Raw genomic sequence first — 25,324 nt, forward strand, 5'->3', positions numbered from 1 at the left:
GAGCTGAAGAAACAGACCCCTAATTTTGAAACGATCGTAAATTGCAGACGTATTCTCAGAAAGACAACGCCGTGGAACAATATGGCGCTTTTCTTTAAGGAAGCAGATAAGCATATCAAATAGTGCTTAGTCACTATCTAGTGAGATGCTATTAACATCAACCGCTTTTTCAAGCGGTTTTTTTATTCCCAAAATAACAAAGAATAACAGAAACAAAACTCAAAGAATAAAACCGGACAACTTTGAACCATATGAATTTGCTTATTTGAAAGCGTTTTGAGAATTCATTAATAAGAAATTTTCTATTTTATACTGGTTGAGCAAAATTAAAAGGGTGCTCTCTCGGGTTAATAGCTGACTTAGCAATCAAGTAAAACTTTGCCTGACATAACGTTAGACCACAGTTGTTCCCAGCGTCCCTTGCTATGGATAAGAGACCTTGTTTCCAGCAGTACTTCTGCCCCGGCTAATTTCCACCTCATTCCTGAACTGCATAGCCGTTGTTTGACCAATGTCTTACATGCTGCTTCTGTGACTCCGGAACCGATCGGCCAGTTGTGCTCCAGAGCCTCTTGATACTTCATTAAGTGATGATTGTTGGTAAAGTAGGTCACTGCCTTGTAACGCTTTTCTATCAGTGCCGTCGTCTTTTTCGGGAGTTCTGCTGATTCAATCTCCTTCAGTATTTTCCTGGCCGCACCGCATGTGTGTTTCAAGTTATGGAGCCTATCTTCTAACCAGACCTTTCTCCTGGCTTTACTGTCCGGAAATAATGCTTTTGCTGCCCCGGCCAAGTATTCCGAGGCATGATAAAAATCGAGTATCTGAGCAGGTATGCTTCGTCAGATAGCACCAGTTTTCTTTAGCCCCATCAGCGACCCCCACATAAGTCGCTTGTGGGTAAAGGCGTTTTAGTTTTGCAATCTCCTCGTCCAGTTTGCCCATAAAGCTTTGCTTGCCATATTCAGGTGAGCTGGCGGTATAAATAGTGTGCAATCGATCACCATTGGCCGAGTAAAGACTCAGGGTTCCACACATCGCTTCTCTCCAGCCGTGTTCACAGAGCAACATGCAGGTGCCATCCAGACCTATGGCAATGGTTTCGACAGGTTCTGGCAGGAGCGGCAAGTCATATTCGATGTCATTCTGGTCTTCAATTAATGCACCTACCCTGTCGGATAAATGCTTGATATACGAGTTAGACAGAGTTCTTTGATGGTTGGTTTGCAAAGTCTTCTTTAACAGCAGGAGCGGGCATCTGACTGTATTTCCAAGCGAGTGTTTTGGCAAACTTGGGGGTAGCTGAGCCGACAATACCGGTGCGAAGATCAAGAGGCGCCAGCGTAACACCACCTCTGCCCCCCTGATAAACAGAACGTTCCATAGGCACACATCCATACATGGTTTCATATCGCTTCAGCACCTTTCCCTTGTAACTCCACTTCTGCTGGTTTACGACAATGGGGTCTTTGTTGGGTGGTTCAAACAGTTCAAGCAACTCTTTTGTTCCGAGCTGTCCTGCTTCATTCAATGCTCGCTGCAGTCCATCTTCAAGATCCAGCATGTTGCCAGATTCAATGGGTACTTCAATTTGCAACACAATGGTTTTTGGTTTACGGGCAACGACAGAAGCAGGCATGGCGACAGATTACGACTGTGAAAGATGGTTCCCATAATAGTCGTGATTGGGGTGCACATAGGTTTCAATTATTCAGAGAGAACACCCAATTAAAACGGCACCACCGATATTTTGCAGCATCATTAATAATAAAAAACATTCAAAAAACTCATCATAATAATCAAAATCGAACAAATCTTTCCCTTCTGTTTTCTTATTTACATCCACCCTGTTTATGCATCGAAAGTAACCACTCTCACGTAATTTTGTACCTTGGTACGCTTAATGAAAATGGCAGAATGTGGATATGTGTTCTATATAAAAACCACTGATTGATAATGAAACGCTGTTCTCAATAGCTCTCCGGGTTCTGGTCGATACGTTTTTTCTACCTCGTGCGCTCAGAAACTGGTCTATTTTTAGCGATGTTTCCTTAATGTCGAGCTTGATCTATAGAACATAGAAAAAGCGGTTGGTTGTTTCTTGTACACACACTTGGATATGGAATACGTTGGGAATACCCATGAAAAAGATAACTTCACTCTTAACTGCTCTCACACTATTTTTTGCATCATCTTCAGTGGTCTTGGCCAATTGGGAGGACGACTGGTCGGAAAGTGACTTGTTTGTTGGTCTGGAAGGAGGCTATGCCAAAACCAAAGTAAAGGTGGATGGAGTAACCGGTCATGATAACAGTGACAATACAGGTTTTTTTGGTGTCCGCTTTGGCAGTTTCTGGAGAGATGAGGCCAGAGCCTACTTGACTGTTGGTTATCTCAAGCCGAAAGATGCTAATTGGAACGCTAGTGGTATCGAATACAAAGTACATGACATCAAGCAGCTAAATTTACTGGTTTCAGCAGATTATCTCTTTATGCCTGAGTGGGAGTTACAACCTTTTGTAGGCCTTACTATTGGTGCAGCTGAGACAAAAGCTAAAGGTACTGTAGACATTCCAGATGTGGGAGAAAACAGTTTCAACAAAAAATGGGCCTTTGCCTACGGTGCTCAAGCAGGTGTTATCTACCAAATTGACCAGTTTGACCTGGAAGCCGGATTAAGATATCTAACCAACAGTACCTCTAACCATTATGAGCACAAACATGATATCAAACTAAAAGTAAACGACTCTCGCCAGATCTATGTTGCAGCATCTATCCACTTCTAGGAGGCTGACCGAGAATAGCGCCCGTAGCGAGGATGGCAGAAAATTGAGGATAAAAAGCCGGAAATTTTTCGTGAATAGTGGTTCTATTTGCTAAAAATTTCCGGCTTTTTAGACTAATTTGCTGCCACCGCAGTAGGGCAGTCTATTCTCGGTCAGCCTCCTAGGCTTTAATGTAAAGCCCTACCCTGTTATGGGGCTGGGGCTCTCTTCTTTATTCTCTAATCACATGCGGCAAAAATCTGGAGCTATCCTTGGTTATCACTGAATAATCCTCCCTTATCCCAATTCCGGCCGAACGATCAGCTATTACCCAACTACCGATGAGTGTATGGTTTCCACCAAACACAGGCAGAGGTTCATATTTCTGTAAAACATAGCCACTATCCACATATGGACCATCAACGACCACTACCGACTCTCCACTGTCCATGACTGTGATGTTTGCACCTTCTCTGGAAAAAACAGGCTTCCTGACGTAGCGATTTCCCAGATCATCCCCCGGTGATTCATCATCAAAATAGCTGGGCAACAAGTTAGGGTGCCCCTTAAACTCCTGCCATAAAAGAGGCAGAATCCCTTTATTCGACAGAATGGCCTTCCATGGTGGCTCAAAGAATAAGGTGCTACTTCCCGGAAGATAGCGGCCAAACTCTTCCTCAAACATGAACTCCCACGGGTAAAGTTTAAACATTCCGGGAATAGTTCGGTCTTCCAGGTCGGTAAACTGCCCCTCTGAACTGATACCGACGTCCTCCGTATAAATGAACTTTGTAGTTAACCCCGCCTGAACCGCACAGTCACGGAAGTATTCAACCGTCCCATAATCTTCCTCGGAGTCCCGACTGCAAGAGAAGTAAAGTGGTTCACCGGCCATCTTCTGCTTGTTCAGTAGAACCAGCGCTTCAATCAACATTTCCTGAATGATATTGAATTGATCGATGTCTGGAGAAAGCTTCTTTTCTTCAACCATCTGCTCCAGCCAGAGCCACTGAAAAAAAGCGGATTCATAGAGGGACGTTGGTGTATCGGCATTATATTCATAAAATCTGGCTGGGGACTTACCATCGTAGGAAAAGTCCATTCGTCCGTACAGATGAGAATCCCTTCTTAACCAGGATTCACGCACATAGTCCCAGAAAAACCGGGGAATTCGCAGACGCTCCAGCATTTGCTCGGAATTCACGGCTTTGTCCACCAGATGCAGGCACATCTGGTGAATCTCTGCGGTAGGATTTTCAATATCCTGTTCTACCTGCTTCATGGTGAACTGATAATATGCAGTTTCGTCCCAATAGGCTTCCCCACCAATAGTGTGGAATTTAAACCCGAGGGACTCAGCAAGCTTTGTCCAGTCTCTTCTCGGTGCAGAGGTAATACGCCGCATTATCCCCCCCAGCTTCCTCTGGCAGCAGAGCGGCTACCAAAACCTCCCCGTTTCATGGTGGTACTTTTCAAAGAAGGCTTGGCCGTTGCTTTCTGGTCAACCACCACCTTCCCTTGCTTATAGCTACTGCCGACCCTGTCGTAGTTACCTGTCCGGAAATAACCACCGCTGCCAAGATAGAGCGGTATAACCGTGAAAGAACTTCTGTTCGACCCTGGCTCTGCGGCAAGCATAAAGCCTTCCATCGTGGGAATATACTCTCCGGAAGCCAGCTGTTGGCATGTTGTGCCAAAGTCCTGCTGGCAGTCAGAGGCTACAGGGTATTTGGGAGCCATCATTAAATGGTTCTGCCAAGCCTTATTGTATTCGTACCGACAGACCGAATCTGAAATAACGCCATCATTGATGCAACTGGCTACGTCTTTGTAGACCAACGCTTCTCTGGATGAATCTGTGCAACCACCGAGAACCAATGGAGCGGTGCCCATAATGACAAGCTGCAACGTCTTTGAACGCTTCATTATTCCCTTAACTCCAACACTAATAGGTCAAACAGGCAGCATTCAACAAACCAGTCGCGATGGATACTCCTCCAAGCCAGATACCTGAAGCAAGCTCATTGTCAGCAATGTGCTCTGAGATTTTGGGGATAAACTGTCTTAAGCCAAAAAATGTTGCCAACTGGACAATCAATGCCACTGCACCCCAAAGCGCCATATCCACCAGGTCAATGGAATTTTCAATCACACTGGCCAACGGCAGCACAAACCCGATCAAGCTGCCTGCAAAGGCGATCGCTGCTGCGGGCACATTTGCCTTGATCAGTTTCATCTCCTCGTGAGGCGTGCACCATGTGTAAACCAGCACATAAACACCTGTTAAAACTAGGGCAATGGCAAAATAGGCAAGAAAAAGAGGGACTCCGGCCAAATAGTCGGTGATGGCAATCATACGGTTACGTCCTGAACATTATCGGTACTGGTTGACAAGGATACCCTTGCAAACCCTGAGATTCATTGCTTACGTGATATTCATTGATGAAATATCAAGATCAAAGCCCACACTGACGACAGCTGTAGCTTCATCGTCATTACTGAACTCCAGGGAAGCCAGGAGGTATTCATAACGTTCGCTGCCACTGATTTGTCGCTGATAGAGCATGGCCAGGTGATCGACATCATAGGTATCCACTGAATCATCACGACCATAAACTGTTTCAGTGAAATTGACCGGTTCAATCCGCCCGGTAACGGCCTCATCCCATACCCGACCGTAACTGGTCCCATCCAGCAGAAAGAGCTTATCACCAATCAAGCCAGTATCACTAACCCAGAGGCCTACACCGCTTTCACTGGCAATGTTATGAGTTTGGGTAAAAACAAAGAATTTTATGTCATCAATATTCTGTGTTTCATAACCACCACTTGTAGAGATCTGAATAAATCCATCATCAGCGGTGTAGAAACGGCAAAGCGAATTTCCTGCCCCCAGATCAATAAAACCTGCCGCCTCAATTGTCTGAATCCCCTCTGGCAGGCTGAGTCTCAACTGTTCGCGCACCATCTGCAAAGGTAATAAATCCAGTTCAACAGCACTTCCCGGGCGCAAATTGAGTGGTGATGGTAAAGAAACCCTCTTGCTTTGGTCTTCTTTCTTACTGTTAAACCAGTCAAAGATCATAAAAACAAACCACCATTTAAAACGCTTGATAGAGAAATCAGGACTATACTCTTTAACCCCTGAAAGTCATTAACCCATGAAAAGATGGCTATGAATAGAAAAGAGAACACGTTATGTCTGAATCATCACTGGCGTTATTTCTGATAGCGACCCTGATTCTGGCTCTGGCTCCCGGACCGGACTTGCTTTATATCACCACCCGGGGTTTTTCTCAGGGAGCCATGGCCGGGTTTATTTCTGCACTGGGCGTTCATACCGGCGTACTCATCCATACTATCATTGCATCTCTCGGACTGTCTGCCCTGATCACATCGTCAACAATGGGATTTGCATGTATTAAGTATGCCGGGGCCGCCTATCTCTGTTACCTGGGAGTTCGAACGCTCTTTTTTTCGAAAGGAGAAAGTAGCAACGAGTGTATTTCAAAAGTTGCCCTGAAACGAATTTTTTATCAGGGTGTTATTACTGATGTACTGAATCCTAAAGTCATTCTTTTTTTCCTGGCTTTTTTCCCTCAGTTTATTGATCCATCAAGCCCCTCTGCATCGATTGATATCTTAATGCTTGGCCTGATGTTTGTGGCCGTCGCTTTCCCCATTGATGCCGCTGTTGGATTATTTGCTGGCAGCATTGGCAAACACCACTGTAAGCAGCGCATACAGTGGGGCAAATGGATGGCAGGGTCAGCTTTTATTCTGCTAGGCATTGGCACCGCTTTTACATCACCGCCGGGTTAAGAAATAACCGTATTCTTCGCTCAAAACTGGTAACTTGCACCTACCGTTAATAGATACTGACTCTCGTCGTAAAAGCTGATATTTGAATTTACAACATTGTATCCAGCCAGAGAAACCAGCGAGAGCGGACGAATGCCCAAAAAGTTCATGTATTCATACGCCAGGAAAACACCAAACACATTATCCGAACGGGTACTCTCAAATACGGGATGTTCCTGATCATAATCACGATATTCGTAGCTTCCGGTCAAAACGTATTTGCCCTGTCCCTGAAAGCTAAAATACGACAGTTCTCCTCCAGCCGAGTCATGTGCCATTGCACCGCCATCGGCCTCGCTATTCCGATAAATCAGGGCTGAACTTAAACCGCTTCCCGGCACCAGCGCATGTCGGTAGCTTACCTTCATGTATACCGAGTCACTGCCTCGTCTCAGCAGATCTTGTTCTTCTGCAGTCAGTCCTGATCCGGAGCCACTTCGTTCATCATCAATTTCTGACCGGGCATAGGCCACATCAATAGAAAGCGGAGAATTGACAATACTGTCAAGCTTAAGCCGGAAAGCATTCCCTGACCTTTCGGTTTCTGTTCGCGCTGAATTCACTAAAAAAGGATCCGACCAGACATCTTCACTCAACAGTGTTGGCAGATAAGAGATGGTCAGCCTGGTGCCAGAGGTGAGCAGCTGTTTATAGCCAACTTCCAGCGCCACATTACCCACAGCAATATCTTCTCTGGAAGTTCCTGCAAAGAACTGCCGGTCATTATCTACACCGAAGGTATAGGTAATATTGCCGAGAGCCCCAAAAATACCAGTATTCTCCCGACTTCCCCCGGAGTTCAACAGGCCCTGCTTGTTCTTCTGAGTATTGGTAGAAAGGTTGGAGTCAGTTGAAGTCATCCCGCCTATTACGGTCAACTCACCACTGAAGCCTGAGTTTTCCGCCAGTTGAGCACTGGCAACCAGCGGAATTGTTGTTAATACGGCCAGACAGAATTTTATTATTTTATGACTCATTCTAAACGATCCTGGTACATCACTTCTGTTTTGCTTTCAGCCGTTCCAACACACTGGAAGCATCCGAATCCCCTTTGGTAATGCCTGCCGCTTTGAGTTTAGCCTGAAGGTCATTCTCTGCAGTATCACCAGAAAGTTCACTGGCAGCCTCCATCTGCGCAGCCCGTTCTGCCTGACGTTGCTTGATCCTTTCAAGAGAGTCAGTAGCCGTAGCCATTTTTGAGTTAACACCGCTGTGTCTGGCAGCACAAGCGGCCTGCGCTTTTTGCACAGACTCTGTTGCCTTAACCGTATCAACCTGTTGTTTGAGACGACGGAGGTTAGATTCTGCATCGGCAATTGCTTTCTTCAGACTGACAATGCTGCCCGCAAAACTCTTTTCCATTTCCCGTTCTGAATTTAGCTGCGCCTCATACTCTGCAATTTTACTGGCAATCTCCGTTGCCAGCGATTCATCTCCCTGATTCAGAGCTTGCATGGCATAGCCTTCATACTCAGCAACTTTTACCCTCAACTCGGAACACTTTTGTGAGGAGAGCTTTTGTTTGGCCATAATGCCGGCCAGCTGAGTTTTGGACTGCTGAAGCTGATCACTGGCCTCACGAATCTCCTGATCCAGAATCCGCAAGGCATTGCTATCAGCAATCGCTTCACCAACTTCATTGGTCGCCCCTTTAAGGGCAGTCATCACTTTACTCCAAATGCTCATGGTATTTACCTGTTTCAAATTTCTAACAATCAGTCTTTGTACTTATGCCACGGATTCAGAAGTCAGATGACTACCATAAGCTTCTGTGGCCTTAATGGCATTGGCAGCCAATGTTTCTATTTCCTGCACAATATTCTGTAGTGAGGATGATGAGCTCAGTGCGCCAAAAATGGTGTAGTACTCCTTGCCATCCGGGAAACGATCCAGACTGATCGTCGACAGAGGAAACAGTTTGTGAGTACGCAAAACCTCATCATTCAACGCAACCGGACTCTTGACCATTGATAAGGGCCAGAGCACAGCATCAGCAATAATCTGCTCACCGGATACCGTCAGATAGATGGGCAAATCACCAAACTCAACCATACTGATTTCCAGGCAAGGATCCGTCCCGTCCACCAGATTCAATACTGCATTACCACGGGTACTCAACGCGTCATTAGTCAATGCGTCATATAAGCCTTGAATCGTCCAAACACTGTGTGACTGTGTCATGATGGTGTTTCCTGATGGTTGATGGGAATCGATTTGTCGCAGCTGCTGCTCAATGTCCCGCAGCTGGTCGGCATTCTCTGGCAAAATCCAGATTTCTTTTTTTACCAGCCCCTGCTCTCTCATTCTGGAGCGAAACTGTCGCTGATAATGTGCAGCGTCTTTCCGCAAGGCCATGAATGAACTCTCTATATCAGTAAATGCTTGAACTATAAAACTGTCAAAACATTCATTACATGTAACAACTGTCACATGTAATATAATGGTCGTATGATTTTTTTCAACAGCCTTCTATGTAAACTTTTTTATTCCTCTTTCAAAAAGAAAGAGTATCAGCGTCGCCAATAAGCCGAAGTAAACATCACCAGAACCGTAATGACTTCCAATCGTCCCATCAGCATGCCAACGGCCAGCACCCATTTGGCCATATCAGGCAGTGGCGCAAAGTTACCTGCAGGACCAATAATGTCGCCAAGCCCCGGCCCAACGTTGGCAATGGCCGTGACCGATCCGGTCAGGCTGGTAATAAAGTCCAGCCCCATCAAACTGAGCAGAAGCGTCATAATGCCTGTCAGCATCAGAAAGAAGAAAGTAAAGCCAACAAATGAGCGAATAATATCCGAAGTAATTGGCTGACCATTGTACTGCATGCTGAAACAGGCGCGAGGATGACTCAAAAGCTTCAGCTGCACATTAAGTAACCTCAGCCCCAGCTGGAAGCGAAAGATCTTTACACCACCAGTGGTAGAACCGGAACAACCACCAATAAAGCTCAGAAAGAAAAATGAAGCTGCAGCAAAACCTCCCCACAATGAGTAATCGGTCAGAGCAAAGCCTGTCGTGCTGATGACCGATGTCGTATTAAAGGCAACCAGGGTCAATGCTTCAAAAACACCGTACTCAGAATTCATTACCAACCAGACTGTCATAGAGGCCCAGACAACTCCGATCAACTTTAGAAAACCCCGGACCTGACAGTCTTTCCATAACGGCTCAGCATTGCCCGACAGACATCTTACCAATAAGACAAAAGGAAGGCTGCCCACCAACATAAAAACGGTTCCCGTCCAGTGGATTGCCGGATTGTCAAAATTAGCCATTGATGCATCGGAGGTAGAAAAACCACCGGTTGAGAGCGTTGCCATTGAATGATTAATTGCTTCAAACGCCGTCATCCCCCCCATGTAATAGGCCACGGCACACAAAGCACTCAATCCCAGATATATTTGAACGATCCGCTTCGCGATCACACCTGATCGGGGCATCACTTTTTCCGACCAGTCTGAAGACTCACTCTGAAACAAACGCATACCACCGACTTTAAGAAAGGGTAGAACCGCTACTGCCATAACGATAAAGCCAATCCCCCCCAACCAATGAAGAACGGAGCGCCACATCAATATACCCGGATTCATATTATCCAGACCGACAAGCACTGTAGAACCCGTCGTTGTAATGCCTGACATAGTTTCAAAGAATGCATCCGTGAAGCTGATTTCCGTTTCAAAAATGAAAGGCAGCGCACCAAAAACACAGACTAATATCCAGCTTGAGTTGGTCAGCAAGAAAATCTCCCTGGACCGCAACCCAAAGACTTCCGTTTTGCAAGACCAGCACAAGCTACCTCCCACGACAAAAGTCAGCAGTGGCGACAGTGTGAATGCCAGGTAGTGAGCGGGTGTATTAAAAAAAATGTTGGTAAACAGCGGTATACACATGAGTGCCGCTAGCGTCATCAATAGTAGCCCATTGACGTATAGTACAGGTTTGTAATGCATGGTCTTAAAGAAACTTGAGAGCTTTTGCGTTTTGTGCTCGAAAATACTGATCTGATTCATCAGTCCTGTGGTCTGAAACTTTTTCTCGATCAGTGGGTCTGGATAATGGGCAAACAGCCAACAGCTAATTATCAGGAAGCATTATTATCAGTATGAGCAGGTATGTCTGTAGAAGCTTACACCTAGCCATTCTGTATATTCCCATACCGGGCTGTGAGCCGGGTGAAGGAGAGAAATAATTGAATTAACCGTCTTAACATGTCGGCTGACTATAAAAAATATAGGCAACCGATTACCAAAACTATAGAGGCAGAAAAGCTATGGGTACGGACATACATGCATACGCTGAATACAGAAATAATCTCGGCCAATGGGAAGAAATCCCGGACTATGAACCTTTTAGTGATCGCAATTATGATGTTTTTTCATTATTTGCTGGTGTTCGTTTCAGAAACGACTACGTTGACCAGTTCGTCGGGTGGGGCAATGGGGGCATATGGACTGGCCGGAGGGTAACCCCGTACCCAATCGTTGCCCCCCGGGGCTTGCCAAACGATGTCAGTCCTTCCGTCAAGGCCAAATCCGATGAGGATGGATCGGATGGACACAGCCATTCCTGGTTATCCGTTGAGGAACTGACTAACTATAACTATGACAAGCCTTTGAGAGACAGAAACATTGAAACGACTCCTGTTCCTGATGAGTTTGTTAATCGTACTGTCAGAGAGACTCTGCGTGAAAACTACTTTCAGGAACTGGCTCAATTACAGAAGAGTAAAGCAGAGCGCATCGTTTTTTGGTTTGATTCGTGACTCTGAAGATTTTCAAACCCATGAAATCGGCAGTCTCTGAACTCTTTCTCCATTCCTTCTTGACTAAACAACAACCTGGCTGCCTGCTTGCCAACAAAAAAATCCCGATAAATTGCTCTATCGGGATTTCTTAAATAGGTGCCTGGCGATGTCCTACTCTCACATGGGGAAACCCCACACTACCATCGGCGATAAGTCATTTCACTGCTGAGTTCGGGATGGGATCAGGTGGTTCTAACTTTCTATGGTCGCCAGGCTTATCTGGTTGTCGGTTAACAGTGAACAGTGAACAGTGAACAGTGAACAGTTGACTGTTATCAGTTATCACTATTAACCAGGAATCCACTATTTAAGCTTTATATTCTTGCACGACACTCTACATGTATGGCTTTAACTGTTCACAGTAAACTGTCTACTGTCTACTGTCTACTGTCTACTGTTTACTGGAGATCGCTTTGGCGTTATATGGTCAAGCCGCACGAGTCATTAGTATTGGTTAGCTCAATGCCTCACAGCACTTACACACCCAACCTATCAACGTCATAGTCTTTAACGGCTCTTCAGGGAGATCATGTCTCCAGGGAAGTCTCATCTTGAAGGGGGCTTCCCGCTTAGATGCTTTCAGCGGTTATCCCGTCCGAACATAGCTACCGGGCAATGCGTCTGGCGACACAACCCGAACACCAGTGGTCCGTCCACTCCGGTCCTCTCGTACTAGGAGCAGCTCTTCTCAAACTTCCAACGTCCACGGCAGATAGGGACCGAACTGTCTCACGACGTTCTAAACCCAGCTCGCGTACCACTTTAAATGGCGAACAGCCATACCCTTGGGACCGGCTTCAGCCCCAGGATGTGATGAGCCGACATCGAGGTGCCAAACACCGCCGTCGATGTGAACTCTTGGGCGGTATCAGCCTGTTATCCCCGGAGTACCTTTTATCCGTTGAGCGATGGCCCTTCCATGCAGAACCACCGGATCACTAAGACCTACTTTCGTACCTGCTCGAGATGTACCTCTCGCAGTCAAGCGTGCTTGTGCCTTTACACTAACCGTACGATGTCCGACCGTACTTAGCACACCTTCGTGCTCCTCCGTTACTCTTTGGGAGGAGACCGCCCCAGTCAAACTACCCACCACACAATGTCCCCGATCCCGTTTCGGGACCCGGGTTAGAACCTCAATATTGCCAGGGTGGTATTTCAAGGTTGGCTCCACGATGACTGGCGTCACCGCTTCAAAGCCTCCCACCTATCCTACACAAGCAACATCAAGATCCACTGTGAAGCTGTAGTAAAGGTTCACGGGGTCTTTCCGTCTAGCCGCGGATACGCTGCATCTTAACAGCGATTTCAATTTCACTGAGTCTCGGGTGGAGACAGCGTGGCCATCGTTACGCCATTCGTGCAGGTCGGAACTTACCCGACAAGGAATTTCGCTACCTTAGGACCGTTATAGTTACGGCCGCCGTTTACCGGGGCTTCGATCAAGAGCTTCTCCCACCTCCAAATTTTTCTTGCTGACTGCGTTAAACGTCTTCGCTCGTTCAGTCATTTACTTGTATGTAAACTCCTTCACTCGCTCAGCCGTTTGCCTTGCAGCAAAAAAAATTTGGGGGTGGGATAACCCCATCAATTAACCTTCCGGCACCGGGCAGGCGTCACACCGTATACGTCCACTTTCGTGTTGGCACAGTGCTGTGTTTTTAATAAACAGTCGCAGCCACCTGGTATCTTCGACCAGCCTCAGCTTACGGAGCAAGTCCGATCACCAAAGCCGGCGCACCTTCTCCCGAAGTTACGGTGCCATTTTGCCTAGTTCCTTCACCCGAGTTCTCTCAAGCGCCTTGGTATTCTCTACCTGACCACCTGTGTCGGTTTGGGGTACGGTCCCTTCTGACCTGATGCTTAGAAGTTTTTCCTGGAAGCATGGCATCAATCACTTCAGTTCCGTAGAACCTCGTCATCAATTCTCGGCATTCTCAATTAAGAGAGCGATCCGGATTTGCCTGGATCCCTTGCCTACTATCTTAAACGCAGACAACCAACGCTGCGCTGACCTAGCCTTCTCCGTCACTCCGTCGCAGTCAGAAGGGGTACAGGAATATTGACCTGTTTCCCATCGATTACGTCTTTCGACCTCACCTTAGGGGCCGACTCACCCTGCGCCGATTAGCGTTGCGCAGGAACCCTTGGTCTTCCGGCGGGGGAGCTTCTCACTCCCCTTGTCGTTACTCATGTCAGCATTCGCACTTCTGATACCTCCAGCACACCTCCCGATGCACCTTCAACGGCTTACAGAACGCTCCTCTACCGGTTCAGTAGACAGTTGACAGTAGACGGTGGACGGTTTTGCCTTGAGTCATTGGTGACTTTTGTGCAAATTCGTTAGCATTTTGGCAATTGTCTGGTATTCAGTTTTCAGGTGTTCCCACTGATTTTTCTCGATGTATCCGAGATCCAGTGAGTATCTGATCCATACTCGCATTTCGTCGGCTGATCCGATGGCCATTAATAAGAACCTTCGAAATTCAGCTTTTGAAATACTCATTTTGCCATAGCCTTCAGCAACATTTGCGCATATGCCTTTACTGGCTCTGCGCATTTGATCAGCAACCCACGCACTTGTTCATGCTTTGGAAAGTCAAATGTTAGCTTATGAACTTCAAGTGAAGTCCGATACGCTTTTTTGAAAACTTCCAATTGCTCAAAACCTTGCATGACTTACTCAACAAACTGTGTACTGTCCACTGTCAACTGCCCACTGAACCCCGTAGCTTCGGTGAACAGTTTGAGCCCCGTTAAATCTTCCGCGCGAGCCGACTCGACCAGTGAGCTATTACGCTTTCTTTAAAGGGTGGCTGCTTCTAAGCCAACCTCCTGGCTGTCTGGGCCTTCTCACATCGTTTCCCACTTAACTGTTACTTTGGGACCTTAGCTGACGGTCTGGGTTGTTTCCCTTTCCACGACGGACGTTAGCACCCGCCGTGTGTCTCCCGTGATTGCACTCATCGGTATTCGGAGTTTGCATGGGGTTGGTAAGTCGGGATGACCCCCTAGCCCAAACAGTGCTCTACCCCCGATGGTGAGACACGAGGCGCTACCTAAATAGCTTTCGAGGAGAACCAGCTATCTCCGGGCTTGATTAGCCTTTCACTCCTATCCACAGGTCATCCGCTAGCTTTTCAACGATAGTCGGTTCGGTCCTCCAGTTGATGTTACTCAACCTTCAACCTGCCCATGGATAGATCGCCCGGTTTCGGGTCTACTCCCAGCGACTGTTGTTCCGAAGAACACGCCCTATTAAGACTCGGTTTCCCTACGGCTCCCCTATGCGGTTAACCTTGCCACTGAAAGTAAGTCGCTGACCCATTATACAAAAGGTACGCAGTCATCAGTGGACAGTTGACAGTAGACGGTGAACGGTTCAGGAAGTGCCTGTTTCTGGCTCCCTGTTCCATTCCGACGTTCTATCATCCAGCGACGGTGTTTCAGCCTTGCAGTCAACCGTGCTTTTGCACATTAACTGTCTACTGTCCACTGTCAACTGTCCACCGACTCCCACTGCTTGTACGTACACGGATTCAGGTTCTATTTCACTCCCCTCAACGGGGTTCTTTTCGCCTTTCCCTCACGGTACTGGTTCACTATCGGTCAGTCAGGAGTATTTAGCCTTGGAGGATGGTCCCCCCATGTTCAAACAGGATTTCACGTGTCCCGTCCTACTCGATTTCACAATGATTGGCCTTTCGTGTACGGGGCTATCACCCACTATGGCGACACTTTCCAGAGTCTTCCACTAAACCAAAAATTGCTTAAGGGCTGGTCCCCGTTCGCTCGCCGCTACTGGGGGAATCTCAATTGATTTCTTTTCCTCCGGGTACTTAGATGTTTCAGTTCCCCGGGTTCGCCTTCCAAAGCCTATGTATTCAGCTAAGGAATAACGGCTTATGCCGTTGGGTTTCCCCATTCGGAAATTCCTGGATCACAGCTTGTTTATCAGCTCCCCAAGACTTATCGCAGATTACCACGTCCTTCATCGCCTCTGACTGCCAAGGCATCCACCGTGCACGCTTAGTCACTTGACCATATAACCCGAAGCAATCTGTTTCAGGTCCGCTTCCCGCCACCCGCTACCTGCGGCCCGTAAAAGCAATGGTAAATAACTACCTTTACGATCTTCAGTCATCAACTGGTCACTGTTAACTGACCACTGACAACTGAACGCCATACACATTAGCTATTACCTTTCGGTAATTAACTTGAGAGTGTCTCAGCAAGAATTTTCATTAAACAACCGAAGTTGTCTAAATCAATTCAGCTTAAATTTGGATTCCACATTGTTAAAGAGCATTCTTTCACAAAGGAAAGAAAAGCAAATACGCTTAATGAATCGGTTTTCCGTCAAACTCTTTGTGAAAAGATTTGGTGGAGCTATGCGGGATCGAACCGCAGACCTCCTGCGTGCAAAGCAGGCGCTCTCCCAGCTGAGCTATAGCCCCCTATTCTTTCCGTTGAACCAGGCTTTCATCTCTTGAAAGCTTGGTGGGTCTGGGCAGATTCGAACTGCCGACCTCACCCTTATCAGGGGTGCGCTCTAACCGACTGAGCTACAGACCCGGTATCTGAATCAAGATAACGGATTCATTAAACACACTATTAAAGAGCTGAACAGCCTCAGGACAAAGCTGTCTTAACAAGTTATAAAATCGCCAAGGCAATTTTAAATCAAACAATTCGTGTGAACGCTTATGGACGGCGGTTGGTTAGTATCAATTAAGGAGGTGATCCAGCCCCAGGTTCCCCTAGGGCTACCTTGTTACGACTTCACCCCAGTCATGAATCACTCCGTGGTAATCGTCCTCCCCTATCCCGAAAGAAAAGGGGTTAGACTAACTACTTCTGGAGCAACCCACTCCCATGGTGTGACGGGCGGTGTGTACAAGGCCCGGGAACGTATTCACCGTGACATTCTGATTCACGATTACTAGCGATTCCGACTTCATGGAGTCGAGTTGCAGACTCCAATCCGGACTACGATGCACTTTCTCAGATTAGCTCCACCTCGCGGCTTGGCAACCGTCTGTATGCACCATTGTAGCACGTGTGTAGCCCTGGCCGTAAGGGCCATGATGACTTGACGTCGTCCCCACCTTCCTCCGGTTTGTCACCGGCAGTCTCCCCAGAGTGCCCACCATCACGTGCTGGTAACTGAGGACAAGGGTTGCGCTCGTTGCGGGACTTAACCCAACATCTCACGACACGAGCTGACGACAGCCATGCAGCACCTGTCTCTGCGTTCCCGAAGGCACCAATCTATCTCTAGAAAGTTCGCAGGATGTCAAGGCCAGGTAAGGTTCTTCGCGTTGCTTCGAATTAAACCACATGCTCCACCGCTTGTGCGGGCCCCCGTCAATTCATTTGAGTTTTAACCTTGCGGCCGTACTCCCCAGGCGGTCTACTTATCGCGTTAGCTGCGTTACCAGTCGTACAAGACAACCGACAACTAGTAGACATCGTTTACGGCGTGGACTACCAGGGTATCTAATCCTGTTTGCTCCCCACGCTTTCGTACCTCAGCGTCAGTATCAGGCCAGAGTGTCGCCTTCGCCACTGGTGTTCCTTCCTATATCTACGCATTTCACCGCTACACAGGAAATTCCACACTCCTCTCCCGTACTCTAGCCACCCAGTTTTGGATGCAGTTCCCAGGTTGAGCCCGGGGCTTTCACATCCAACTTAGGTAGCCGCCTACGCACGCTTTACGCCCAGTAATTCCGATTAACGCTCGCACCCTCCGTATTACCGCGGCTGCTGGCACGGAGTTAGCCGGTGCTTCTTCTGTGGGTAACGTCACAGCTGAAGGGTATTAACCTTCAGCCTTTCCTCCCCACTGAAAGTGCTTTACAACCCTAGGGCCTTCTTCACACACGCGGCATGGCTGCATCAGGCTTTCGCCCATTGTGCAATATTCCCCACTGCTGCCTCCCGTAGGAGTCTGGGCCGTGTCTCAGTCCCAGTGTGGCTGATCATCCTCTCAGACCAGCTACGGATCGTCGCCTTGGTAGGCCTTTACCCCACCAACCAGCTAATCCGACGCAGGCTCATCTGATAGCGAAAGGTCCGAAGATCCCCTCCTTTCCACCGCTCTTGAAGAGCTAGTGCGTATGCGGTATTAATCCGGATTTCTCCGGGCTATCCCCCACTACCAGGCAGATTCCTACGTGTTACGCACCCGTCCGCCGCTCGTCGGCAAAGAGCAAGCTCTTCCCGCTACCGCTCGACTTGCATGTGTTAGGCCTGCCGCCAGCGTTCAATCTGAGCCATGATCAAACTCTTCAGTTTAAATCGTTTTGTCGTTTTATTCCGAAGAACAAAACAACGGCTCAATGTCACAATTAAACGTACATGAATTTACAGGTATGTTCGCTTGATCAATTAAGCATCTTAAAGTGTTCAAAGCCGAAGCTTTGTTACCGATGCCATCGCACAAGCGCCCACACGAATTGTCTGATATCTTGTTAAAGAACTGATTAAATCGTGGTGATTTAATCGCCGATTCAGCAGTCAATGCCGATCAGCAAGGCCGCCTATCTTACCGTGGCGGTTTTCGTTGTCAAGCATTCGTTTTTCCGTAGAAGAAAGAAGCTTTCCAACCCGCTAACGCTGCTCTCAAGCCCTGTCAGCGGAGGCGCATCTTACCGCGCCAGTTTGATTTGTCAACCGGTTGTTTTTCATTCAATGCAAACAACCTGTTTTCAAACCGCACTTCCCGGTCAGTGATGATGATTCATTCTGCTAATCCGTGGATGACCTCTGGGTCAGTCCGTGGAAGTGGGGCGCATTATACGCACTTAAAGGGCTGCGCCAACCCTTGGTTAGTACGTATACGACATTTTCCTATTATGAAGGCGTTATCAGGTTTCCTTCAAAACAGCTGATCGCCCAAGTACCGCCAGTTTGGTACCTGCTCTTATTTATGAACTATTCGGGCTAAGGTCCGATCAGGGAGGAGGGATCGGTTTACAGGTTCTGCAATCATCTCGCATTACTGTTTGTTAAGGGAAAACAGATTAGTCCTGAGCAGCAAAAGGGTGGTTAGCACAGCGCCATAAATAAGCGGCTCTGTATAATCGCTCTTCACTAGCCAGAGAAAGTGTATAACCGCAAGAACCGCAGCAACGTAAACCAGTCGATGCAATTGACTCCACTGCTTACCCAATCGCCTCATCATGTTTTTTGTTGAAGTCACCCCCAAAGCTATCAAAATTGATAGCGCAAAAGCACCGACAATAATATAAGAACGCTTATAAAGGTCTTCTAACAGTGTCTGCCACTCCCAGGACAGCATAAAAGCCAGAGTAACTGTTCAGCACCCCCACATAAATCTGGAATTTTCTGATTTTTATACCATCCTCTTAAGCACCATTTTTCCACAATATTCGCCAGCATGATTCCAGAACTACCCGCAACTATGTCGGCTGAGATTCTCTTGAAAGAGAATGCAGAGCTGCGGATGAGAGTTGCCTGTCTGGAAGAGCGATGTCGAGAATTGGAAGAAAAGGTTGGCAAGAACAGTCAAAACAGCAGCAAGCCGCCATCGTCTGATGGTTATCAAAAACCTTGTAAAAACAGTAATTCTCCAGATCATTCTGACGACCTTTCCGCAGATAAAGGTACCGATCCATCGGATGAAAAACCCAATCCTAAAAGTCTGAGACAGTCTTCTGGTAATAAAGCCGGTGGAAAGAAAGGGCATCAGGGCACTTGTCTTAAACAGGTCGATATCCCTGACTATATTCTGTCTCTTGATCACAAATAGCTACCTTGTTCTATCATTTCTCACTGATAAAACAGGTCATGCTTCCACTTTCTCCTAAACCATGGTCAGAACTAACTTTTGGATGTGCTGATTTGGGCGATACTCGACGTACAAAACGACTTGTCAAAGTTGCTGCCGAGCTTTCAGCTCATACCGGTAATTCTTTGTCATCTTCATGCGAAGGTTATACCGCACTGGTAACTGGAGCTTACCGGCTGATTGAGAATGAGGCCGTAAAGCCTGAAGCAATAGCTGAGGCAGGCTTTCAGGCAACTGCCAAAATAGCGAGACAGTCTCGCCTACTTCTGGCTCTCGAAGATACAACAACCCTGGGTTATAAACATGCTGTCAGATCCGAGCTTGGTGATCTTGGAGGTCCTGAAGGCTCTAAAACCAGAGGATTCCACGTCCACTCTGTCTTCTTGGTTGATGCGGATACAGAGCGAAGCATTGGGCTTATTGATCAAGAACGATGGGTTAGAGAGGACGTTCAGCGGGGGAAAAAGAACCAACGTCGTCAGCTACCTTACGAGGGAAAGGAAAGCTTTAAGTGGCAAAGAGCCTCTGAAAACACAGAACAAAGGATGGGGGGTAAAATGCCTGACATCATCAGTGTTTGCGACCGGGAGGCGGATATATACGAATATATGCACTACAAACTGGATAACCGACAGCGGTTTGTTGTAAGAGCTACACAAAACAGAATCCTGGTGGATGGCGAACTCTTATTATTTGATTCCTTAGCTCAGACTGAAGTGTTGGGGAAATATACGATAGTGGTTCCTCAAAAAGGAGGTAGAAAGAAGCGAAAGGCAACGCTGCAGGTCAAAAGAAAGAAGATGACAATACAGGCGCCGCAAAGGCCAGGCGGCAGGCCGGAACCGGTAACTATGAATATTGTGTCGGCTGAAGAGATTGGCAATGACTCCGAAGACCGTTTGCACTGGGTACTATTGACAACTGAAGATATTGAAACATTCGAAGACTGTCGCTCTATCATTCGATTTTACGAGCTCCGATGGCGAATAGAAGAGTTCCATAAGGCTTGGAAATCGGGAGCAGGAGTAGAAAGGCTTCGTCTGCAATCTCCGGATAACATTGAACGACTTGCGGTCATATTAATGTTTGTCGCTGTCAGACTAATGCAAATCCGTGAAGCATTAATGTTACCGAATGACAGGCAGCACAAAGACAGAAAGCTTTGGAGTGAAAAAACACTCGCGAATGAGGTGGTCAGTGATGATGAATGGCAGGTTCTCTGGCTAACCTATGAAAAAAAAGCGTTGCCCGATAAGCCGCCAACAGTCACTTGGCTGCTTCAAACGATTGCTCGGCTTGGTGGTTGGGGTGATTCAAAGCATACAGGGCAGCCCGGCTGGTTAGTGGTATGGGAAGGCTGGGCGAAATTGCAGGATCGGGTAAAAACCTGGCAGATAGCCCGGCAGTTCAGCGCTGGAGAGATGTGATCAAGAGTCAGGACTATATTGAGTACCTTCCGGTTAAAGAATGCAATAAATGTCAGGCGTCTCTTCTTGATAATGAGCCGGTCAAATATATTGAACGACAGGTGTTTGAACCAGGGAGACCGGGTGAATTTGAAGTAACGGCCCATAGAGCTGAAGTAAAAATCTGCACTTGTGGTTGTCGGAATCAGGCTGAATTCCCGGAAGGTGTTACCGCTGCCGCACAATATGGCTCAGCCACACAGGCTATGGCCGTCTATCTTAACCAATACCATTTCCTGCCTTTTAAGCGCGTGTCAGAGTATTTTAATACTCTCTATAAAAGGGGCTTTTACAGGTTGGCTGATCATTTCAGAGCCTCCTGTCTAATTTTCAAATATAGGTAATCAAGGTCATTGTAACCGCATGCTTTATAGATGATCCGTTTGATAACCCCATTGAAGGCTTCGATTTTCGCGCTGGTTATACGATGCTGGCAGTATGACAGTAACCCTTCTCTAGCTCTGTCTAACCCCTTGGCGAACTTCTTTAACTCGGATATCCCTGTTTCTTTGGCAAGTGCTATCCAGTTGTCCAGGCACTTTCTGGCACAGGCTTTATATTTGTACGTCCATAGCTGTTTTAGCATATCTTTCAGGATATATGCCTGATTGAGATCCTCATTCATGGCTAACAACTCCTTCAGATTACTTTGCCCTTTTGGTGTTAAATTCTCAGGATTTCTGAACAGGTTAAAGCGTTGCCCTTTGATAAACGGCTTGTCCTCTTCTTCTGCCTGTCGCCACTCCCTGCGCCTGATTTGGTCAATCACATCGTTGTAATTGGCAATAATATGAAACTTGTCGTATACAATATCGGCGTTTGGCAGATGCTCTCTCACTGAAGCCTGATAGCTTCCACCACGGTCAATACCAACGCATTCAATGCTTGCTTTTTGTTCTTCTGTCAGACTGGAAAGGAACCGATCCAGAACTTCTTTCTTTTTTCCTTCACCAAGGAACAGCGTTTCACCGGTATCAGCATTCAGAGCAACGGTTAAAAAATGATGCCCATTACCAATGGATTTTTCATCGATAAGAAAGCGCGAATACCATCCCGCTTGGGTGCAGGCAGCATCTTCATGAGCATCTCTTTATCCCAGCGACGAGCGGTGCCGCCAGAGATAGCAATGAATTCAGGAACCTTGTCACATGGCATATAGCGGCATAGATGGCTGACATGCCTTTTAAGTCGCTCTGTTGCTTGAGCTTTAGGTGCAAGCCCCGGAGGAGTGACTGTTTCTATATTACCGCAACGAGAGCAACGCCCTTGAAATGCAGTGAAGAGAAGATTTACCTGAAGAGTCCCCAGTGGCAGATCCTGAACGCTTCGATCGTTTGTCTTCATCTGCCCCATAGGTGTTTCGCACTTACTACATCTGACGTGTTGTATACGGCCATCCCGACGGAGATGGACAAAGGCATGTTTGATATTCCAGTCAATATCAATTCGCTCGATTACCCAGCCAGGAAATGCGAACATAGGACGAAGTGATGGGGTTGCAGACATGTCTGATCCTTCAGAAGTTTTGATCCTTACAAATCAATCTTCCTCTGAAGGCTATTTCTGTTGCAACCCCTCACTTTTCATCCGCCAACCTGTAAAAGCCCCCTATAAAATGAGTGTAAGTGCAGGCACTGTCGCCAATTTTGTGGCCAGAACCTATGAAAATCTGGCTTCTACTGAAGAGGTTATTCGTGACGCCTTGCGGGAATCGTCTGTTGCCGGAGCCGATGAAACGGGTATGCGGGCCGAGGGCTCTTTGCACTGGCTACACGTTATGCGGGATGAACAATGGACGCTCTACTACTTGTCTGAAAAGCGAGGTCGTGAGGCCATGGACACGATGGGCATACTGCTAACATTTGCAGGCGTTCTGGTTCATGATCATTGGAAATCCTATTTTGCATATGCGGCAACTCACGTACTTTGCAATGCCCATCACCTGAGGGAGCTTTTGGGTGTTGTTGATAGGGACAGCAATCAACTGGCGTTGCGATTGATGAAGCTACTGAGGCTTTCCTGGCATTACTGCAAGGGCTTTAAGACCATAGGTATGCTACAGATGCCAAGTGTTGTCTGTGAACGAATCGAGAAGATTTATGACCGGTTGCTTCAGCGGGCTCTAATGAAAGAAGTCGTCTATATGGAGAAGCAACGAGAGGAGCTTAAGCGCAAGAAAGTCAAGAATACTAAAGCTTACAATCTCTTCAAACGACTCACTGAGTTCAAGGCTGAGACACTGCGCTTCATGTCAGATTTTACCATTCCCTTCGATAACAATGGCAGTGAGCGGGATGTTCGAATGGCCAAGTTAAAGCAGAAAATCTCAGGCTGCTTCAGGAGTGCAGACGGTGGTTCTATGTTTGCACGGATTCGCAGCTATTTGTCGTCTGCCAGAAAACAGGGAATGGACATATATCAATCACTTCATAGAGCTGTTCGGAATTACTGTAATATGCCTTTGCTCAGTGCTGAATAGTTACAAGCCAGATAAGCCAATAGATGCAAAACCGCATAAAATAAGGCGAATAAACCCAACATCCGTCGAAATCGAATCAGCTTCCCAATGCCCGTCAGCCGTCGTGCAGGTGAGATAGCCAGAGATAAGAGCAAAAATATTAATGCCCACTCTCCCAACCCGTGGGTGAGTGCACTGGCCGGATCTGGCCCCAGATCATTTTCAATGGCCCTGATCATCAGATAGGCCAAGGGAAAAAGGCTGAGAGGAAACACAACAAGTTTGATTTTTGCAACCCGATTCATGCCTCTCTCCTTTATGTGAACCTGTTAATAGAAGCGCGTTAAATCCATGCCTTTATATAAGTCAGCAACCTCTTCGCCGTAGCCATTAAAAGGCTGTGTCTCAATTCGATTGGGAGAGAGCAGTGTACCCGGCAACCGTCGCTCATATTTCTGACTCCAGCGGGGATGATCAACGGCAGGGTTTACATTGGCATAGAACCCGTACTCTTGTGGTGCTGATGTTTCCCAGGTGGTTGCAGGCTGCTGCTCGGTCAGACGTATTTTGACAATGGACTTAATGCTTTTGAAACCATACTTCCAGGGCACCACCAGCCGGAACGGTGCACCATTCTGATTGGGCAATATATCGCCGTACAGCCCTGTTGCCATCAACGTCAGCGGATTCATGGCCTCATCGATTCTCAAAGCTTCAACATAGGGCCAGTCCAGCGAAGCAAAAGAAGACCTCTGTCCCGGCATCTGTTCAGGATCATACAGCGTGGTAAATTCGACAAAACGGGCTTTGGACGTTGGCTCAAACGGCTTGAGAATATTGGCCAGAGGGATACCAATCCACGGAATCACCATGGACCAGGCTTCAACACACCGAAGCCGATAGATTCGCTCTTCCATAGCGTGAGGCTTGAGAATATCTTCAAGATGGTAGCGGCCGGGCTTGGCAACTTCACCTTCAACAACCACTGACCATGGATCGGTTTTCAGGGAGTGTGCGTTCCTGACCGGATCCCCTTTCCCTGTACCAAACTCATAAAAGTTATTGTAGGCTAAGTTACCGTTAATGGTTGGAAGCACCAATGTTCAGTAATTCTGCTGATCAACCGGCCAACAGTTAATTTTTTTGCTGCCGTCAGTTCTCGCCTCCAGGCCAGATAATGGGGAAGGTAACGAGTTGCAACCCCTTGGAATACGCCGCCAATCCAGCGTTTTAAATGACTGTGATAAGAATTTACAGTCTGGATGTGGTAGATGCCTTCAACAACATGTTGACCTGCTGATGTCACCAGCTCCTTGAAGACAAATCCAAGCTTGTCAGCAAGTTTTTCGTGAGCGAGGTGTGCATCCGCACAGACCGTGGCCTGTATCGATATGCGGCCATTTAAATGCCTGCACAATTCATTAGCACTTTCGTTTTCTAATACACCGTCAACGGTATTTCGATTACGGTCCCGAGCCACCATTACCGGGACTTTTCGGGCTTTGTTGGGATCATTACCCCGCTTTCGGGTTGGCCGTGGAAGGCCTTCTCTTTGCCCTTTGAAGGATTCACGGAAAAATGTTTCATCAAGCTCAGTAATGCCACAAAGCTCTTCTGCTTGATCATTATTAATCACTTCAAGAAAGCGGTGACGCCAGCGGAACGCAGTTTTCAAGTCAATGGCATTCTCAGCAGCAGCTGGTCGCAAGACCATAGAGTGAGTCATACCTGCGAGGTACTTGTTCCATTTTTCAGGGTGCCTGAGCCTTGCCAAAGGCGTTCCACTAAAGGCGTTAAACGTTGAGTCGCAAGTCTTGCAGTGGTAGCGCTGTCGGCCATTTCGTATGCCCCAGCGACCAACGCTATGGCTTTTGCATTTGGGGCACCTGGGGTTTTCGGCAAATTGGGCAAGTATGCTCTTTTCTACGTCAGGTGTTGCATTATCGTTATTGGGTATAGATTCACTGTAAACAGGTTCAGAGTCAGTGGTTTCTACTACCTCGGTAACCTCTATTTGAGTACTAAGGAGCGAGTTGTTAAGAATGTCTCGCTGTTCACTGGTTAATGTTGAAATGGAATCAATAAAATTCTGGAAGAGTTCAGATTGCATATCACTCCCCTACAACGTAGATTTTATGGGAGTTTAGC

The 25,324-nt window shown here is 47.2% G+C and carries 24 protein-coding genes, 2 tRNA genes, 3 rRNA genes and 1 pseudogene; 7 read left to right on the plus strand and 23 right to left on the minus strand.

What is annotated here, in order from left to right:
- Positions 1 to 359: 359 nt before the first annotated feature.
- Genes MJO57_RS30285 through MJO57_RS30295 form a run of 3 tightly spaced genes read right to left on the minus strand, consistent with a single transcriptional unit; the run spans position 360 to position 1,639 of the window.
- On the minus strand, positions 360 to 794 hold the full coding sequence (locus tag MJO57_RS30285; protein WP_252021119.1) for a hypothetical protein: 435 nt from the start codon (positions 792 to 794) through the stop codon (positions 360 to 362).
- Positions 757 to 1,230: a hypothetical protein gene (locus tag MJO57_RS30290; protein WP_252021121.1), complete on the minus strand. Its 474-nt coding sequence runs from the start codon at positions 1,228 to 1,230 to the stop codon at positions 757 to 759. Before MJO57_RS30290 ends, MJO57_RS30285 begins: the two co-directional genes overlap by 38 nt.
- Positions 1,199 to 1,639: a hypothetical protein gene (locus tag MJO57_RS30295; RefSeq protein WP_252021122.1), complete on the minus strand. Its 441-nt coding sequence runs from the start codon at positions 1,637 to 1,639 to the stop codon at positions 1,199 to 1,201. The genes MJO57_RS30290 and MJO57_RS30295 overlap by 32 nt, the downstream gene beginning before the upstream one ends.
- A gap of 502 nt (positions 1,640 to 2,141) precedes the next feature.
- Between MJO57_RS30295 and MJO57_RS30300 the strand changes: the two genes are divergently transcribed.
- Positions 2,142 to 2,786 (plus strand): outer membrane beta-barrel protein, encoded by a 645-nt coding sequence (locus tag MJO57_RS30300; RefSeq protein WP_371924718.1) that lies wholly within the window; start codon positions 2,142 to 2,144, stop codon positions 2,784 to 2,786.
- Between the two features lie 211 nt (positions 2,787 to 2,997).
- Here MJO57_RS30300 and MJO57_RS30305 read toward each other — a convergent pair whose 3' ends face one another.
- From MJO57_RS30305 to MJO57_RS30320, 4 genes are all read right to left on the minus strand, one after another.
- Positions 2,998 to 4,170, minus strand: a complete 1,173-nt coding sequence (locus MJO57_RS30305) for a glutathionylspermidine synthase family protein (RefSeq protein ID WP_252021124.1) — start codon at positions 4,168 to 4,170, stop codon at positions 2,998 to 3,000.
- Positions 4,170 to 4,691 carry a DUF1190 domain-containing protein gene (locus tag MJO57_RS30310; RefSeq protein WP_252021125.1) on the minus strand — a complete coding sequence of 174 codons (522 nt, stop codon included), beginning with the start codon at positions 4,689 to 4,691 and terminating at the stop codon, positions 4,170 to 4,172. The genes MJO57_RS30305 and MJO57_RS30310 overlap by 1 nt, the downstream gene beginning before the upstream one ends.
- Positions 4,692 to 4,710: 19 nt before the next feature.
- On the minus strand, positions 4,711 to 5,121 hold the full coding sequence (locus MJO57_RS30315; RefSeq protein WP_252021126.1) for a DUF350 domain-containing protein: 411 nt from the start codon (positions 5,119 to 5,121) through the stop codon (positions 4,711 to 4,713).
- A gap of 69 nt (positions 5,122 to 5,190) precedes the next feature.
- Entirely contained in the window at positions 5,191 to 5,850 is a 660-nt protein-coding gene (locus MJO57_RS30320; protein WP_252021127.1) for a DUF2491 family protein, read from the minus strand.
- A 113-nt stretch (positions 5,851 to 5,963) separates the two neighbouring features.
- Between MJO57_RS30320 and MJO57_RS30325 the strand changes: the two genes are divergently transcribed.
- A complete protein-coding gene (locus MJO57_RS30325) occupies positions 5,964 to 6,587 on the plus strand; it encodes a LysE family translocator (RefSeq protein ID WP_252021128.1) in 624 nt (207 codons plus the stop codon).
- Positions 6,588 to 6,607: 20 nt separating this feature from the next.
- Here the strand turns inward: MJO57_RS30325 and MJO57_RS30330 are convergent, their stop codons facing one another.
- The 4 genes from MJO57_RS30330 to MJO57_RS30345 form a co-directional block, all read right to left on the minus strand.
- A complete protein-coding gene (locus MJO57_RS30330; protein ID WP_252021129.1) occupies positions 6,608 to 7,603 on the minus strand; it encodes a DUF2860 family protein in 996 nt (331 codons plus the stop codon).
- A gap of 19 nt (positions 7,604 to 7,622) precedes the next feature.
- Complete coding sequence (locus tag MJO57_RS30335) at positions 7,623 to 8,312, minus strand: PspA/IM30 family protein (protein WP_252021130.1); 690 nt, start codon at positions 8,310 to 8,312, stop codon at positions 7,623 to 7,625.
- A 42-nt stretch (positions 8,313 to 8,354) separates the two neighbouring features.
- On the minus strand, positions 8,355 to 8,981 hold the full coding sequence (locus MJO57_RS30340) for a YjfI family protein (protein WP_252021131.1): 627 nt from the start codon (positions 8,979 to 8,981) through the stop codon (positions 8,355 to 8,357).
- A 155-nt stretch (positions 8,982 to 9,136) separates the two neighbouring features.
- Positions 9,137 to 10,642, minus strand: a complete 1,506-nt coding sequence (locus tag MJO57_RS30345; protein ID WP_252021141.1) for a TrkH family potassium uptake protein — start codon at positions 10,640 to 10,642, stop codon at positions 9,137 to 9,139.
- A 260-nt stretch (positions 10,643 to 10,902) separates the two neighbouring features.
- On the opposite strand from MJO57_RS30345, the gene MJO57_RS30350 reads away from it, so the two are divergent.
- Complete coding sequence (locus MJO57_RS30350; RefSeq protein WP_252021143.1) at positions 10,903 to 11,394, plus strand: hypothetical protein; 492 nt, start codon at positions 10,903 to 10,905, stop codon at positions 11,392 to 11,394.
- A gap of 140 nt (positions 11,395 to 11,534) precedes the next feature.
- On the opposite strand, the gene rrf is transcribed toward MJO57_RS30350, so the two are convergent.
- The 7 genes from rrf to MJO57_RS32965 form a co-directional block, all read right to left on the minus strand.
- Positions 11,535 to 11,650: ribosomal RNA gene (gene rrf, locus MJO57_RS30355) — 5S ribosomal RNA — on the minus strand.
- 209 nt (positions 11,651 to 11,859) lie between these two features.
- Positions 11,860 to 15,479: ribosomal RNA gene (locus tag MJO57_RS30360) — 23S ribosomal RNA — on the minus strand.
- A 338-nt stretch (positions 15,480 to 15,817) separates the two neighbouring features.
- Positions 15,818 to 15,893: transfer RNA gene (locus MJO57_RS30365), tRNA-Ala, on the minus strand.
- A 41-nt stretch (positions 15,894 to 15,934) separates the two neighbouring features.
- Positions 15,935 to 16,011: transfer RNA gene (locus MJO57_RS30370), tRNA-Ile, on the minus strand.
- Positions 16,012 to 16,168: 157 nt separating this feature from the next.
- Positions 16,169 to 17,736, minus strand: a 16S ribosomal RNA gene (locus MJO57_RS30375).
- Together the 16S, 23S and 5S rRNA genes with 2 tRNA genes alongside form the textbook arrangement of a ribosomal RNA operon.
- Positions 17,737 to 18,439: 703 nt before the next feature.
- Positions 18,440 to 18,742 (minus strand): sulfite oxidase heme-binding subunit YedZ, encoded by a 303-nt coding sequence (locus MJO57_RS30380; protein ID WP_252021145.1) that lies wholly within the window; start codon positions 18,740 to 18,742, stop codon positions 18,440 to 18,442.
- Positions 18,712 to 18,843, minus strand: coding sequence for a hypothetical protein (locus MJO57_RS32965; protein ID WP_256492841.1), 132 nt, complete (start codon positions 18,841 to 18,843; stop codon positions 18,712 to 18,714). Before MJO57_RS32965 ends, MJO57_RS30380 begins: the two co-directional genes overlap by 31 nt.
- Between MJO57_RS32965 and MJO57_RS30385 the strand changes: the two genes are divergently transcribed.
- The 3 genes from MJO57_RS30385 to MJO57_RS30395 are packed head-to-tail and all read left to right on the plus strand — an operon-like array spanning position 18,842 to position 21,062.
- Entirely contained in the window at positions 18,842 to 19,213 is a 372-nt protein-coding gene (locus MJO57_RS30385) for a DUF6444 domain-containing protein (protein WP_252020011.1), read from the plus strand. The genes MJO57_RS32965 and MJO57_RS30385 overlap by 2 nt on opposite strands.
- A gap of 38 nt (positions 19,214 to 19,251) precedes the next feature.
- Entirely contained in the window at positions 19,252 to 20,679 is a 1,428-nt protein-coding gene (locus MJO57_RS30390; RefSeq protein WP_252017676.1) for an IS4 family transposase, read from the plus strand.
- A complete protein-coding gene (locus MJO57_RS30395) occupies positions 20,676 to 21,062 on the plus strand; it encodes a hypothetical protein (protein WP_252021147.1) in 387 nt (128 codons plus the stop codon). Before MJO57_RS30390 ends, MJO57_RS30395 begins: the two co-directional genes overlap by 4 nt.
- Here the strand turns inward: MJO57_RS30395 and MJO57_RS30400 are convergent.
- Entirely contained in the window at positions 21,023 to 21,751 is a 729-nt protein-coding gene (locus tag MJO57_RS30400; protein ID WP_371924931.1) for an ISL3 family transposase, read from the minus strand. The two genes, MJO57_RS30395 and MJO57_RS30400, sit on opposite strands and share 40 nt — an antisense overlap.
- Positions 21,712 to 22,224: a hypothetical protein gene (locus MJO57_RS30405; protein WP_252021148.1), complete on the minus strand. Its 513-nt coding sequence runs from the start codon at positions 22,222 to 22,224 to the stop codon at positions 21,712 to 21,714. The genes MJO57_RS30400 and MJO57_RS30405 overlap by 40 nt, the downstream gene beginning before the upstream one ends.
- Between MJO57_RS30405 and MJO57_RS30410 the strand changes: the two genes are divergently transcribed.
- A complete protein-coding gene (locus tag MJO57_RS30410; protein WP_252021150.1) occupies positions 22,223 to 23,197 on the plus strand; it encodes an IS66 family transposase in 975 nt (324 codons plus the stop codon). The genes MJO57_RS30405 and MJO57_RS30410 overlap by 2 nt on opposite strands.
- On the opposite strand, the gene MJO57_RS33540 is transcribed toward MJO57_RS30410, so the two are convergent.
- From MJO57_RS33540 to MJO57_RS30425, 3 genes and pseudogenes are all read right to left on the minus strand, one after another.
- On the minus strand, positions 23,164 to 23,481 hold the full coding sequence (locus tag MJO57_RS33540; RefSeq protein WP_371924720.1) for a ferric reductase-like transmembrane domain-containing protein: 318 nt from the start codon (positions 23,479 to 23,481) through the stop codon (positions 23,164 to 23,166). The genes MJO57_RS30410 and MJO57_RS33540 overlap by 34 nt on opposite strands.
- Before the next feature lie 24 nt (positions 23,482 to 23,505).
- A pseudogene (gene msrP / locus MJO57_RS30420) lies at positions 23,506 to 24,243 on the minus strand (protein-methionine-sulfoxide reductase catalytic subunit MsrP); the annotation flags it as partial.
- Between the two features lie 2 nt (positions 24,244 to 24,245).
- Positions 24,246 to 25,286, minus strand: a complete 1,041-nt coding sequence (locus MJO57_RS30425; protein WP_252017335.1) for an IS1595 family transposase — start codon at positions 25,284 to 25,286, stop codon at positions 24,246 to 24,248.
- Positions 25,287 to 25,324 lie beyond the last annotated feature (38 nt).

The organism is Endozoicomonas sp. SCSIO W0465 (assembly GCF_023716865.1).
Lineage (GTDB): Bacteria > Pseudomonadota > Gammaproteobacteria > Pseudomonadales > Endozoicomonadaceae > Endozoicomonas.

Coding starts and splice junctions, on each gene's coding strand:
- MJO57_RS30295 (WP_252021122.1), bottom strand. CDS start 1,639: ATGCCTGCTTCTGTCGTTGCCCGTAAACCAAAAACCATTGTGTTGCAA.
- MJO57_RS30300 (WP_371924718.1), top strand. CDS start 2,142: ATGAAAAAGATAACTTCACTCTTAACTGCTCTCACACTATTTTTTGCA.
- MJO57_RS30305 (WP_252021124.1), bottom strand. CDS start 4,170: ATGCGGCGTATTACCTCTGCACCGAGAAGAGACTGGACAAAGCTTGCT.
- MJO57_RS30310 (WP_252021125.1), bottom strand. CDS start 4,691: ATGAAGCGTTCAAAGACGTTGCAGCTTGTCATTATGGGCACCGCTCCA.
- MJO57_RS30315 (WP_252021126.1), bottom strand. CDS start 5,121: ATGATTGCCATCACCGACTATTTGGCCGGAGTCCCTCTTTTTCTTGCC.
- MJO57_RS30320 (WP_252021127.1), bottom strand. CDS start 5,850: ATGATCTTTGACTGGTTTAACAGTAAGAAAGAAGACCAAAGCAAGAGG.
- MJO57_RS30325 (WP_252021128.1), top strand. CDS start 5,964: ATGTCTGAATCATCACTGGCGTTATTTCTGATAGCGACCCTGATTCTG.
- MJO57_RS30330 (WP_252021129.1), bottom strand. CDS start 7,603: ATGAGTCATAAAATAATAAAATTCTGTCTGGCCGTATTAACAACAATT.
- MJO57_RS30335 (WP_252021130.1), bottom strand. CDS start 8,312: ATGAGCATTTGGAGTAAAGTGATGACTGCCCTTAAAGGGGCGACCAAT.
- MJO57_RS30340 (WP_252021131.1), bottom strand. CDS start 8,981: ATGGCCTTGCGGAAAGACGCTGCACATTATCAGCGACAGTTTCGCTCC.
- MJO57_RS30345 (WP_252021141.1), bottom strand. CDS start 10,642: ATGAATCAGATCAGTATTTTCGAGCACAAAACGCAAAAGCTCTCAAGT.
- MJO57_RS30350 (WP_252021143.1), top strand. CDS start 10,903: ATGGGTACGGACATACATGCATACGCTGAATACAGAAATAATCTCGGC.
- MJO57_RS30380 (WP_252021145.1), bottom strand. CDS start 18,742: ATGCTGTCCTGGGAGTGGCAGACACTGTTAGAAGACCTTTATAAGCGT.
- MJO57_RS30385 (WP_252020011.1), top strand. CDS start 18,842: ATGATTCCAGAACTACCCGCAACTATGTCGGCTGAGATTCTCTTGAAA.
- MJO57_RS32965 (WP_256492841.1), bottom strand. CDS start 18,843: ATGCTGGCGAATATTGTGGAAAAATGGTGCTTAAGAGGATGGTATAAA.
- MJO57_RS30390 (WP_252017676.1), top strand. CDS start 19,252: ATGCTTCCACTTTCTCCTAAACCATGGTCAGAACTAACTTTTGGATGT.
- MJO57_RS30410 (WP_252021150.1), top strand. CDS start 22,223: ATGTCTGATCCTTCAGAAGTTTTGATCCTTACAAATCAATCTTCCTCT.
- MJO57_RS30405 (WP_252021148.1), bottom strand. CDS start 22,224: ATGTCTGCAACCCCATCACTTCGTCCTATGTTCGCATTTCCTGGCTGG.
- MJO57_RS33540 (WP_371924720.1), bottom strand. CDS start 23,481: ATGAATCGGGTTGCAAAAATCAAACTTGTTGTGTTTCCTCTCAGCCTT.
- MJO57_RS30425 (WP_252017335.1), bottom strand. CDS start 25,286: ATGCAATCTGAACTCTTCCAGAATTTTATTGATTCCATTTCAACATTA.